Here is a 12,879-nt window from a genome sequence, read left to right on the forward strand (position 1 = left end):
CGCCGTTCACAGTTCGTCACGCATAGTGATTGGGTCCGCGCGCGTTTCGCGGCTATGCGCTTTGCCTATAGCAATGGCTGAAGGGGATCGCCCATGTGTGGCATCGTCGGGATTCTGGGCAAGGAAGCAGTGGCGACGCAGGTCGTCGAAGCGCTCAGGCGGCTGGAGTATCGCGGCTACGATTCAGCGGGCGTCGCGACGCTCGAGGGCGGCCAGCTCACCCGCCGACGCGCCGAGGGCAAGCTCAAGAATCTCGAGATTCGCCTGTCGAACGAGCCGCTCGAAGGCTTGGTCGGCATCGGCCACACCCGCTGGGCGACCCACGGCAAGCCCAACGAGGTCAACGCCCACCCACACGCGACGTCGAAGCTCGCGGTGGTCCATAACGGCATCATCGAGAATTTCCGCGAATTGCGCGCCGAGCTCCAGGCCGATGGCTATGTCTTCGAGACCGAGACCGACAGCGAGATCGTTGCGCATCTCGTCACCCGCGAGCTTGATCGCGGCAAGTCTCCGTCTGATGCGGTGGCTGCGAGCCTCCCGCTTCTGCATGGCGCTTTCGCGCTCGCCTTCCTGTTCCAGGGCGAGGAAGACCTGCTGATCGGCGCCCGCAAGGGCTCGCCGCTGGCGGTCGGCATCGGCGATGGCGAGATGTATCTCGGTTCGGATGCGCTGGCGCTCGCGCCCTTCACCAACCTCATCGCCTATCTGGAAGAGGGCGACTGGGTCGTGCTGCATCGCCGTGGCGCGACCTTCTACGACAAGAGCAACACGCAGGTGGAACGCCGCGCCCAGCGTGTCGCCGCCGGCGCCTTCCTGGTCGAGAAGGGCAATCACCGCCATTTCATGGCCAAGGAGATCTACGAGCAGCCGGAGGTCGTCGGCCACACGCTGACGCAGTATCTCGACATGGTTGCCGGCAAGGTGCGTCTGCCCTTCGGCGACAAGATCGACTGGAAGGGCCTCTCGCGACTGACGATCAGCGCCTGCGGCACCTCCTATTATGCTGGCCTCATTGCGAAATACTGGTTCGAGAAGCTGGCACGCCTGCCGGTCGAGATCGATGTCGCCTCGGAATTCCGTTATCGCGAGGCGCCGCTGCCGGAGCAGGGCCTGGCGCTGTTCATCTCGCAGTCCGGCGAAACCGCAGATACGCTGGCCGGGCTGCGCTACGCCCGCCAGAACGGGCAGGCCATCCTCTCGGTCGTCAACGTTCCGACCTCGACCATCGCGCGCGAAAGCGACGCGGTCGCGCAAACGCTCGCCGGCCCCGAGATCGGCGTCGCCTCGACCAAGGCATTCGTCTGCCAGCTTGCGGTTTTCGCCTCGCTCGCGCTCGCTGCAGCGCGGGCCCGCGGCACGCTCTCGGCCGATGAGGAAGCCGTCCATGTGCAGCACCTGATCGCGCTGCCCGGCCTGATCGCCAAGGCGCTGGAGCTGGAGCCCGAGATCGAAAAGCTCGCCCGCGAGCTCTCCAAAGCCAAGGACGTGCTCTATCTCGGCCGCGGCACCAGCTTCCCGCTGGCGCTCGAAGGCGCGCTGAAGCTGAAGGAAATCAGCTACATCCACGCCGAAGGTTACGCGGCGGGCGAGCTCAAGCACGGGCCGATCGCGCTGATCGACGAGGATATGCCGGTCATCGTCGTCGCGCCTCACGATGCGCTCTTCGAGAAGACAGCCTCCAACATGCAGGAGGTCGCGGCGCGCGGCGGGCGCATCATCCTGATCACCGATGCCAAGGGCGCCGCCGAATGCGGCATCGAGCCCGAGGCGACGATCGTGATGCCGGATATGGACCCCACCTTCGCGCCGATCGTCTACGCCCTCCCGATCCAGATGATCGCCTATCAGACGGCGGTTTTCATGGGCAAGGACGTCGACCAGCCGCGCAACCTGGCGAAATCCGTCACGGTGGAGTGAGGGTGCGGCCGGGGCGCTCAGCGCTCCGGCCGGCTCGCCACATAGGCGCCAGAGGCGATCAGGCAGAGCGCCGTCGTCGCCAGCGCGATCGGCGGCGCCGAGGTCAGCGTCAGCAGCAGGAAGCTCGCCGCCATCGAGCCGCAGGCGAGGAGTTTCGCCCGCCGCGCGATGGCTCCCGTCTCGCGCCAGCGCAGCACATGCGGCCCGAGCTTCGGATGCCCGGTGAGCCAGGCCTCGAAGCGCGGCGATGAGCGCGAGAAGCACCAGGCCGCCAGGATCAGGAAGACGGTTCCGGGCATGACCGGCAAGACCAGCCCGATCGCGCCGAGCACCGTGAAGAGCCAGCCTGCGACGATCAGCACGGGCCGCGTCAGGCGGCGTGGCGGCTGATTGTCGTTCGGCACGGGCTCGATCCTTGCTTGCAGCCGGAAGGGCAGGTACTGGCGGATGCCGCCGTCTCGCCTATCATGTCATATCGCGGCGCCGACCGGTGCCGGCAAGGCGACCGGAGAGCGCATCGTTGCCACAGCATTTTCAAGCGAAGTGGATGCCGGTTCGCGTGACGAAAATGCGAGAGGACAAAGAACGCGACCATGACCGCCGGCCCGCCTGATCCACGCCTCGTCCTGCCGACCGAATTGACGCGCCCGACGCTGGGCACGCGCCTGCGCCGCTATTTCCTGACGGGGCTCGTCATCGCGGCGCCGCTCGCCATCACGGCTTCGGTGACCTGGTGGTTCATCAACTTCATCGACGGGCTGGTGAAGCCGCTCATCCCGAACTCCTACCTGCCCGATACCTATCTGCCGTATCCGATTCCCGGCTTCGGCCTCGTCATCGCGCTGGTCGGGCTGACGCTGCTCGGCTTCCTGACCGCCAATCTCGTCGGGCGCTCGCTGATCAGCGCCGGGGAATCGATCCTCGGCCGCATGCCGGTGGTTCGCGGCCTCTACAAGGGGGTCAAGCAGGTCTTCGAGACCATCTTCTCCCAGTCGGGCACCTCGTTCCGCACGGTCGGCATGGTGCAGTTCCCGCAACCGGGCATGTGGTCGATCGTCTTCATCGCGCAGGAGGCGGCGCCGGAGATCGCCGACCGCCTGCCGGATGGCGATCAGCAGATCGGCGTCTTCCTGCCTTGCACGCCGAACCCGACGACGGGCTTCTTCTTCTATCTGCCGCGCCGCGAGATCGTGGAACTCTCGATCTCGATCGAGGACGGCGCCAAGCTCATCATGTCGGCCGGGCTGATCCAGCCGGGGGAGGCGGCGCCGAAGCTCGCGCCGCAGCCGGGCTCGATCGTCTGATCAGGGCTGAAGCGCCAGCCAGATCTCCAGCACGCCATTGCCTGTCGCCGGATCGAAACGCTGGTCCATGCGCTCCAGCGTCGGGCCATCGGCGGGCTTGCGGCCGGATTTCGGCAGCCAGTCGCGCCAGATCGCCTCATAGGTCCGCTTGATCGCCGTGACATGGCCACGGTGCTCGAAGATCGCATAGGTCTGGGCCGGGACGCGGGTGCGGGCGAATTCCGCCGGCAGATTGTCGAAATCCGAAACCGCGACGCCGGCGATATAGTCGAAATTGCCGTTGTCGTCGCAGTTCAGGCTGACGCCATAGGTCGTGTAGCCGAGCTGGCCCGGCACATGGCCGATATGCGGAGCGAAGCGCTGCCAAAGCGCGGGAATGCCTTCGACCTTGCCGACGGAGAACGAGCCGCCGAGCCCGGCGATCAGCATGGGCTTGCCTTGTTCGATCCGGGGTTCGGGCAACGTGATGGATGTTTCTGCCTGCATGGGAAGGGGCTCCGAGAGACGGATGATGGAGAGATCGCGCCTCGCGCGCAGGGCCTCCGGCGTCATGCCGAACTGCTCGCGGAAGGCGCGGGTGAAGGCTTCGTGCGAGCCATAGCCCCAGCTCAGCGCGACCGAGAGGATATCGGGCGCGCCGTCAGCCAGTTGCCGCGCCGCTTCCGTCAATCGCCGCTCGCGCACATAGCGCATGATGGAGCGCCCGGTGGACGCCCCGAAGGCACGGCAGAGATGGAAGCGCGAGACGCCGCTGACCTCCGCGATCTCGTCGAGCGAAAGCTCGGAGGCGAAGCGGCTCTCGATGCACCAGATGGCTGTCTTGACCGGGTCCATGGTCCCTCCACGAAGCGGCCGAACACTGACGCGAGCGCAACCGGCCCGCTTGATCGGGATTGCTCCGGGCTCAGCCGGCCCTGAGCAAACGGATCGCGACGTCGCGCTCGAACAGATAGAGCAGCACCCGGATCGCCTGGCCGCGCGGCGTCTCCAGATGCGGGTCGCGTTCGATCAGGAGGCGTGCATCATCGCGCGCCGCCGCGAGCAGGTCACCATCCGTTTCCGGCCGGGCGATGCGCCAGTCGGGCGAGCCGGATTGCTTCGTGCCGAGCACCTCGCCTTCGCCGCGCAGGCGCAGATCCTCTTCCGCAATACGGAAGCCGTCCTCGGTCTCGCGCATGATCGTCAATCGAGCCTCGGCGATCGGCCCGAGCGGCCCCTTGTAGAGCAGGAGGCAGGTCGAGGCCGCAGAGCCGCGCCCGATCCGCCCGCGCAATTGATGGAGCTGGGCGAGGCCGAAGCGCTCGGCATGCTCGATCACCATCACGCTGGCATTGGGCACGTCGACGCCGACCTCGATCACTGTGGTCGAAACGAGGATGCGGGTCTGCCCGGCGACGAAGGCAGCCATGGCGGCGTCCTTCTCGCGGCCGGGCATCTGGCCGTGCAGCAGTCCCACCTTGTCGCCGAAGATTTCGCGCAGCGCCTCGTAGCGCTCCTGCGCGGCAGCAACGTCGAGCGTGTCGGATTCTTGCACCAGCGGGCAGACCCAGTAGACCTGCTGGCCGTTCTCGACGGCGCGGCCGATGGCGCCGACGACCTCGTCGTAACGCTCCGAGGAGATGGCGCGGGTGACGATCGGCTTCCGGCCCGCCGGCTTCTCGGACAGGATCGAAATGTCCATGTCGCCGAACCAGGTCAAGGAGAGCGTTCGCGGGATCGGCGTCGCGGTCATCACCAGCACATCGACCGCCTCGCCCTTGGAGCCGAGCAGCAAGCGCTGATGCACGCCGAAGCGGTGCTGCTCGTCGACGACAGCCAAGGCGAGATCATGGAAGGCGACGCCCTCCTGGAACAAGGCGTGGGTGCCGACGGCGATGTCGATGCTGCCATCCGCCAGCCCTTCGAGCACCTGCCGGCGGCCGGCGCCCTTCTCGCGTCCGGTCAGCAAGGCGAGCTTCAGCCCGGCTTGCTCCGCCAGCGGCGCCAGCCGCTCGGCATGCTGGCGGGCGAGGATCTCGGTCGGTGCCATCAGCACCGATTGCCGGCCGGCTTCGGCGGCGGCAGCCATCGCCATCAATGCCACCACGGTCTTGCCGGAACCGACATCGCCTTGCAGCAACCGCAGCATCCGCTCCGGCTTGGCCATATCGGAATGAATGTCAGCGATCGCCTTGCGCTGGCCCTCCGTCAATTCGAAGGGCAGGGCGGACTGGATGCGGAAGCGCAAGCCGCCATCGCCCGTGGTGGCGCGACCGGCGATCTTCTTCTGCTGGCGGCGCACCAAAGCGAGCGCGATCTGGCTCGCCAGCAATTCGTCATAGCCGATGCGCCGACGCGCGACGGTATCGCCCTCGGCGGCCTTGCGGTCGGCAGGGTGATGCAGGGCTTCGATCGCTGCATGGAAGGAGGGAAAATCGCTTTTGGCCAGGAAGCCGGCATCCTGCCATTCCGGCATGTCGGGGCAGCGCTCGGCGGCCGCCTGGGCGATGCGCATCATGACGCGCGCGCCGATGCCCTCGGTCAGCGGATAGACCGGCTCGAAGGCAGGGAGCGTCGCGGCGAGCTTGGGATCGAGGATGCGCTCGGGATGCACCATCTGGCGCATGCCTTCCCAGAGTTCGAGCTTGCCCGAGATGATGCGGTAGGCGCCAACCGGAAGAGTCTGGGCGAGATGGCGTGAATCGGCGTGGAAGAAGACGAGCGTGACGTCGCCGGTCTCATCCTCGACGATGATGCGATAGGGCGCCTTCTTACCGGCCGGGGCAGGGCGGTGCTCGCTGACGCGGGCCGCAAAGGTCGCGATATCGCCGATCGGGGCTTCGGCAATCGAAGGGCTCGGCCGGCGGTCGACCGCCCCGGTCGGCAGGTGGAACATCAGGTCGATGACGCGCGCGGGCCGCATCTCATCACCGAGGAAACGGTCCAGAACCTTGCCGAGCTTCGGCCCGACGCCGGAGAGCGTCGTGGCGGAAGCGAAGAGCGGATCGAGGATCGAAGGGCGCAAGACGTCTCAGCGATATGTCAGGAGCGCGAAGATCGCGGCCGCTTGGCCGCTGACTTCGCCGGGTTGGGTCGTTATATAACGCGCTAAGGCAGGCTCTGCGACGGGGCCGGCCCGTTCGTCATTGCGCCATCCCCCAGGTTTTCGGACCTGATCTTTTCTTGCCGAGGTTCCCATGTCCGGCTCGACCCGTTCCAGCGCCGATCTCGACCCGCGCCGCCGCAAGATCCTGTTCCGCGCCTGGCATCGCGGCATGCGCGAGACGGACCTGATCATGGGCCGCTTCGCCGACGAGGCGATCGCCGGCTTCAGCGAGGCCGAGCTCGACGAGTTCGAGCGGCTGATCGAGGTGCTGGATCGCGACCTGCTCGGCTGGATCACCGGCGAGATCGCCGTGCCGGAAAACTACGACACGGAACTGTACCGGCGCCTGAAGGCGTTTCACCACCACGACAAGCCGATTCATGTGTGAGCACCGATGAAGTGTGCGCTGTCATCCCGGGTGTAGCGAAGCATAGACCCGGGATCCATTCCGGAACGCTGCCGATAGAGATTGAGGCATGGATCCCGGCTCGGCGCCGCTTCGCGGCTTGTCCGGGATGACCTGAGATTTTTGGACGAACGACGATCGAATGAGCATTCCTCCTCCCAGCCAGATCGCCAAGCCGCAGATCGACCGCCTGCTCGATGCGCTGAACCGCGGCGACAAGCCGACGCTCGCCGGCGTGCCTGATGGATTCGACGCCGTCGTCCTTGCCGATCTCACCCGCGCCCGGGCGAAGAAGGCCGAGGGGGCAGCGATGCTCGTCTTCGTCGCCCGCGACGGCCAACGCCTGCAGGTGCTTGAGAATGCACTGCAATTCGTCGCGCCCGATCTCGAGGTGATGAGCTTCCCGGCCTGGGACTGCCAGCCCTATGACCGTGTTTCCCCGGCGCCGGCCATCGTCGCGCACCGGATGACGACGCTCTCACGCCTGGCCAAGACCAAGTCGGGTGACCGGCCGCGCCTGCTGCTGACAACCGTCAACGCCGCGCTCCAGCGCGTACCGGCTTTCGGCAAGGTCGCGTCCGAGAGCTTCTCGGCGGCGCCGGGCAACATGGTCGATATCGAGGAGCTGGCGCGCTGGCTCGACATCAACGGCTATCTGCGCACCTCGACCGTCCGCGAGACCGGCGAATTCGCCGTGCGCGGCGGCATCGTCGACCTGTTCCCGCCGGGCATGCCGGCGCCCATCCGGCTCGATTTCTTCGGCGATACGCTGGAATCGATCCGCACCTTCGATCCGGAGACGCAGCGCACCACCGGGCAATTGCGCGGACTCGACCTCGTGCCGATGTCCGAGGCGCAGATGACCAGCGAAAGCATCCGCCGCTTCCGCCAGTCCTATATCGCGACCTTCGGCACGCCGGGCCGCGACGACACGCTCTATGAAGCCGTCAGCGAAGGCCGCCGTCCGGCCGGGCTGGAGCACTGGCTGCCGCTGCTGGCGGAAAAGCTCGACACGCTCTTCACCTATCTGCCGGACGTGCCTGTTGTGCTCGACCATCAGGCCGAGGATGCGGTCGGCGAGCGCATCAGCCTGATCAAGGACTATTACGACGCCCGCAAGGCTGCGCTCGACCAGGGCGGGGCGGGCGGCATCCCCTACAAGCCGCTGCTCCCCGATGCGCTCTATCTTTCGCCAGCCGAATGGCGCGGCATCGTCGATGCCGCGGGCGTAGCGACGCTCACCCCGTTCCAGCTGCCCGACAGCGAGGGCAAGCTCATCCTCGATCTCGGCGGCAAGCAGGGCCGCAGCTTCGCGGCCGAGCGCGCCGGCGAGTCCGGCAGTGTCTTCGAGGCCGCCGTCGCCCATGTCCGCGCGCTGGAATCCGACGGCAAGCGCGTCATCCTCGCCGCCTGGTCGGAAGGGTCGCGCGAGCGCCTGGCCCATGTCCTCGAGGATCATGGGCTGAAAAGCGTCCAGATGACCGGCTCGCTGCGCGCGGCCTTCGACCTCAAGCCCGGCACGGTCGCGCTCGCGGTCTGGGGTTTCGAGAGCGGTTTCGAGGCCGGGCGCCTTGCCGTCATCGGCGAGCAGGACATTCTCGGCGACCGCCTCGTGCGTCCGCGCCGCAAGACCAAGCGACCGCAGGATTTCATCGCGGAGCTGTCCTCGCTCGTGCCGGGCGATCTCGTCGTCCATGTCGATCACGGCATCGGCCGCTTCATCGGCCTGCAATCGATCACGGCGGCCGGCGCTCCCCATGATTGCCTGGAGATCCATTACGCCTGGGATTCGAAGCTATTTTTGCCGGTCGAAAACATCGAACTGCTTTCCCGCTACGGCTCCGAGGATACCGAAGTCCAGCTCGACCGGCTCGGTGGCGGCGGTTGGCAGGCGCGCAAGGCCAAGCTCAAGCAGCGCATCCGCGAGATGGCCGGCAAGCTCATCCAGATCGCGGCGGCCCGCGCGCTCAAGGAGGCACCGCGCCTCGTGCCGCCGGATGGGCTCTACGACGAATTCGTCGCCCGCTTCCCCTTTGAGGAGACGGAAGACCAGCAGAACACCATCGATGCCGTGCTCGACGATCTCGCGGCCGGGCGCCCGATGGACCGGCTCGTCTGCGGCGATGTCGGCTTCGGCAAGACCGAGGTCGCACTGCGCGCCGCTTTCGCGACCGCGCTCAACGGCAAGCAGGTCGCGGTCGTGGTGCCGACGACGCTGCTGGCGCGTCAGCATTACCGCAACTTCGCGGATCGTTTTGCCGGCTTACCTGTCAATGTCGGGCAGGCCTCGCGCTTCGTCGGCTCGGCCGATCTCAAGGCAGTGAAGCAGGGCGCGAGGGACGGCACGATGGACATCGTCGTCGGGACCCATGCCCTGCTCGGCAAGGGTGTCGACTTCAAGGATCTCGGCCTCGTCATCGTCGACGAGGAACAGCATTTCGGCGTCGCCCATAAGGAGAAGCTGAAGGAGCTGCGCGCCGAGGTGCATATGCTGACGCTCTCGGCGACGCCGATCCCGCGCACGCTCCAGCTCGCCATGACCGGGGTGCGCGAGCTCTCGATCATCGCGACACCGCCGGTCGACCGTCTCGCCGTGCGCACCTTCGTCACGCCCTTCGACCCGCTGATCGTGCGGGAGGCCTTGCTGCGCGAGCGCTACCGGGGAGGGCGCTCCTTCTATGTCGTGCCGCGCATCGAGGACATCGCCGAGGTCAAGGACTTCCTCGACAAGCAGGTGCCGGAGGCCAAGGTCGGCATCGCCCATGGCCAGATGGCGGCGGGCACGCTGGAGGACGTGATGACGGCCTTCTATGACGGCCAGTACGACATCCTGCTCTCGACCACGATCGTCGAGTCGGGCCTCGATATCCCGACCGCGAATACGCTGATCGTGCACCGCGCCGACATGTTCGGCCTCGCCCAGCTCTACCAGCTCAGGGGCCGCGTCGGTCGCTCGAAGACGCGCGCCTATGCGCTCTTCACCGTGCCGGCCAACCGCAAGCTCACCGAGCAGGCCGACAAGCGGCTTAAAGTGCTGCAGTCGCTCGATACGCTCGGCGCCGGCTTCCAGCTCGCCAGCCACGACCTCGACATCCGAGGCGCCGGCAATCTCCTCGGCGACGAGCAGTCCGGCCATATCAAGGAAGTCGGCTACGAGCTTTACCAGCAGATGCTGGAGGAGGCGGTAGCCGCGCTCAAGGCCGGCATCGAGTTCGAGACCGAGACGCAATGGTCGCCGGCGATCCAGGTCGGCGCACCCGTCATGATCCCCGAGCACTATGTCGCCGACCTGACGCTCAGGTTGACGCTCTACAAGCGCCTCTCGACCATGGACGACGATGCGGAGCTGCAATCCTTCGGCGCCGAATTGGTCGATCGCTTCGGCCCGCTGCCGGAGGAGGTCAACCAGTTGCTGGAGATCGTCGCGATCAAGGCGCTCTGCAAGCGCGCCAATGTCGAGAAGGTCGAGGCCGGACCGAAGGGCATCATCGTCGCCTTCCGCAACAACGAATTCGCCAATCCGGAAGGGCTGGTTTCGTATGTCGCGAAGATCGGCACGCTGGCCAAGGTGCGCCCTGACATGCGTGTCGTCTTCATCGACGATTTCGACAGCGTCGAGCAGCGGCTGAAGGCGACGCGCCGCCTGCTCACCGATCTCGCCCGCATCGCCGAACGCAAGAAGGCAGCCTGAGATCGGGGCCGGACCGCAGACTGTTCCGGCAGCCTGCGGTTGACCCAGAGCGGTGCATCGGTCGATAGTGCCGCCAGTCATGTTCCGTGAGCATCGGCCCGAAAAGTCGGAAAACGCCGATGCAAAACAAAAACCACAGCAAGATGGGGCGATCATGCTGTCGATTTCGAACCGGACTGCCCTGTGCCTGACAGGGATCGCGCTATCGGGCTGCATGCAGTCCATGCCGACGGCGGAAAGCTTGACCAAGCCGACGGTCGAAGCCTTTGCGCGGCTGAGTTCCTGGACGCCGTGGAAGCCGACGCCTGAGCAGGCGCCGCCTCTGGTGATCGCCGACACGCCTCCCGCCCGGCAGGAGGTTGTAGCCGTGCCGCTCTCCGAACCCGCCATCCAGCTGAAGGAACTGCGCCGGCCGGTCGAACGGCGCCGGCCTCAGCAGACCGCAAGGCTGTCGACGGCCCGGACTGTGCCGGTTTCGGCGGGGCCGGTCCGCGCGACAGTTCCGCAGGAGAGCGCGCCGCTGCTCCCTGCCAAGGTGTCCTGCCAGACGACGAACCAGCCGGGCGAGCGCGTCAGGATGGAATGCAAGGCCGTCGAGTGAGGCGGTCGCGCCGCCGCCTCGATGCGTTCCTGCCTGTTCAGAAGTAGCGCACGTCCTCGGCCTCGACGCTGAGCGGGTCTTTGCCGCGCTTCGTCAGCCATGAGTAAACCGGCGGCACCCGGTCCGCGATCGATTCGACGTGGATGTCGATCAGGCACGGCCCGTCGGTGTAGGCGAAGGCCTTGGCCAGCGCCGCGTCGAGTTCCTCTGAGTTCGTCGCGGTCCAGGCTTTCACATCGAAGGCCTCGGCGATGGCCTGCCCGCGCGGCGGCGTAAAATCGACGCCGAAGCACTGGTTATGGCCTTTCAGCCGATGCAGGCCCTTGATCCATCCGAAAGTGCCGTTGTTGAACAGCAAGAGGATGGCTGGAACCTGCAACCGGACCAGTGTCTCCAATTCGCCGACCGACATCCCGAATGATCCATCGCCGAACATGCCGATGGGCCGGCGTTCCTTGTCCGCGAACCAGGCGCCCACAGTCGCGGGAAGCGCCGAACCGAGGCCGCCGAAGGCGCGCGGGATGGCGAAGCGCGTTCTGCGATCCTTGAGCTTGAGGAAACGCGTCATGTGAGGCGTCGGCGTGCCCGCATCCGAGTAGATGTGAGCCGGCTTGCCGTAGAGCTCCAGAGCCTCGTTGAAGCAGCGCACGGCCCGTTCCGGCCGCAGAGGCGTCGCCTCCGAGCTCAACAGGGCTTCGGCATTCGCCCAGAAATTCGCGCGCAGCTCGTTGAGCTGATCCACCCAACCCTGCGTCCGGCCGGCATCGTTCTCGGCGGGAGCCATCTCGATCAGGCGTCGCAGGACGAGGCTGGCGTCGCCCTGGACCGACACCACGTTCTGATAATTGTTCGCCATGACCTCCGGATCGATATCGATCTGGGCGACGCGCTTGTTCAGCGTGATCTTCGGGAAGGTCCAGCCGATGGTGACGACCGAACCCATCCGCGAGCCCACGAAGAGCACGAAGTCGGCATGTTCCAGCGCCCAATTGGCATGCGGATGGAAGCCGTTGTCGCCGATGACGCCGACCGCGAGGCGATGGTCGTCGGGCATAGTGCCCTGTCCGGTCATCGTCGTGCAGACGGGGATGTTCAGGCGTTCGGCCAGCTCGGTGACGTCCGGGCCGGCGCAGGAGCGGTTGACGCCGCCCCCCGAGACGATCAGCGGGCGCTTGCTGCTGGTCAGCAGCGATATCAGCGTGTCGAGCTTTTCCGGGGCAGGGAGCGTCGGATAGGCCGGAAACTCCATGCATTCCGTCTCGACATGCATGGAGATGCGGGCCGGATCGACCTCCGCCATCAGCATATCCTCCGGAATCTGCAGGTGAACGGCGCCGGGCTTGCCGGAGGTCGCGACGCGAAAGGCGCGGCGGATGATCTCCGGCAGCTTTTCCGCCGACTTGACCTGCACGGACATCTTGGTGATCGGCTCGAAAAGACGTGCGCAATCGAGCTCGGTCAGGACGCCGCGGCCCTCGCCCGGCAGGGGAATGTCGATCGTCAGGAGAATGACGGGAACCGAGGAGGCGTTGGATTCCGCGACCGGCGGCAGCGAATACATGGCACCGGCGCCCGACGGGCACTCGAAAACGCCCGGCTTCCTGGTGAAGCGGCCATAGGCGTCGGCCATGTAGCCCGCCGAACGCTCGTCGCGCGCCATGACATGGCGAATGCGGCCCTCGTTCTGTTGCAGCGCTTCATAAAGCGGCACGTTCGTGTCGCCCGGCACGCCGAAGATCACCTCGACGCCATAGCCGATCAGCATCTCGACCAGGATATCCGCGCCACGCATGTCCGAGTTCTCCTTCAATGTCCTGCAATGTCTTGGTTATCGATGGGGCTGTTGAGCTTGGAAGCGGGCGGCTTGGCCCG

General features: G+C 66.3%; 9 protein-coding genes. 5 read left to right on the forward strand and 4 right to left on the reverse strand.

Translation table 11 applies throughout. The annotated features are described in order from the left end of the window. The first annotated feature begins 93 nt into the window (after positions 1-93). A complete protein-coding gene (gene glmS / locus IED13_RS19100; RefSeq protein WP_191125118.1) occupies positions 94-1,920 on the forward strand; it encodes a glutamine--fructose-6-phosphate transaminase (isomerizing) in 1,827 nt (608 codons plus the stop codon). 17 nt (positions 1,921-1,937) lie between these two features. Here glmS and IED13_RS19105 read toward each other — a convergent pair whose 3' ends face one another. Continuing rightward, positions 1,938-2,324 (reverse strand): YbaN family protein, encoded by a 387-nt coding sequence (locus IED13_RS19105; protein ID WP_318652288.1) that lies wholly within the window; start codon positions 2,322-2,324, stop codon positions 1,938-1,940. Positions 2,325-2,513: 189 nt separating this feature from the next. On the opposite strand from IED13_RS19105, the gene IED13_RS19110 reads away from it, so the two are divergent. Continuing rightward, positions 2,514-3,224 (forward strand): DUF502 domain-containing protein, encoded by a 711-nt coding sequence (locus tag IED13_RS19110; protein WP_133564254.1) that lies wholly within the window; start codon positions 2,514-2,516, stop codon positions 3,222-3,224. Here the strand turns inward: IED13_RS19110 and IED13_RS19115 are convergent, their stop codons facing one another. Both IED13_RS19115 and recG read right to left on the reverse strand, forming a co-directional pair. Continuing rightward, on the reverse strand, positions 3,225-4,058 hold the full coding sequence (locus IED13_RS19115; protein ID WP_191125119.1) for an AraC family transcriptional regulator: 834 nt from the start codon (positions 4,056-4,058) through the stop codon (positions 3,225-3,227). It abuts the gene before it with no gap. Between the two features lie 70 nt (positions 4,059-4,128). Beyond that, positions 4,129-6,228, reverse strand: coding sequence for an ATP-dependent DNA helicase RecG (gene recG / locus IED13_RS19120; RefSeq protein WP_191125120.1), 2,100 nt, complete (start codon positions 6,226-6,228; stop codon positions 4,129-4,131). A gap of 172 nt (positions 6,229-6,400) precedes the next feature. Here recG and IED13_RS19125 point away from each other — a divergent pair, with 172 nt between their 5' ends. The 3 genes from IED13_RS19125 to IED13_RS19135 all read left to right on the forward strand — a co-directional run bounded on the left by IED13_RS19125 (position 6,401) and on the right by IED13_RS19135 (position 11,007). Continuing rightward, positions 6,401-6,697, forward strand: a complete 297-nt coding sequence (locus IED13_RS19125) for an FAD assembly factor SdhE (protein WP_191125121.1) — start codon at positions 6,401-6,403, stop codon at positions 6,695-6,697. A 160-nt stretch (positions 6,698-6,857) separates the two neighbouring features. Further along, positions 6,858-10,406, forward strand: coding sequence for a transcription-repair coupling factor (gene mfd / locus IED13_RS19130; RefSeq protein WP_191125122.1), 3,549 nt, complete (start codon positions 6,858-6,860; stop codon positions 10,404-10,406). A gap of 154 nt (positions 10,407-10,560) precedes the next feature. Then, complete coding sequence (locus IED13_RS19135) at positions 10,561-11,007, forward strand: hypothetical protein (protein ID WP_210323678.1); 447 nt, start codon at positions 10,561-10,563, stop codon at positions 11,005-11,007. A 37-nt stretch (positions 11,008-11,044) separates the two neighbouring features. Here IED13_RS19135 and IED13_RS19140 read toward each other — a convergent pair whose 3' ends face one another. Further along, positions 11,045-12,799 carry a thiamine pyrophosphate-binding protein gene (locus IED13_RS19140; RefSeq protein ID WP_191125124.1) on the reverse strand — a complete coding sequence of 585 codons (1,755 nt, stop codon included), beginning with the start codon at positions 12,797-12,799 and terminating at the stop codon, positions 11,045-11,047. Positions 12,800-12,879 lie beyond the last annotated feature (80 nt).

The organism is Allobosea spartocytisi, assembly GCF_014764685.1.
Lineage (GTDB): Bacteria > Pseudomonadota > Alphaproteobacteria > Rhizobiales > Beijerinckiaceae > Allobosea > Allobosea spartocytisi.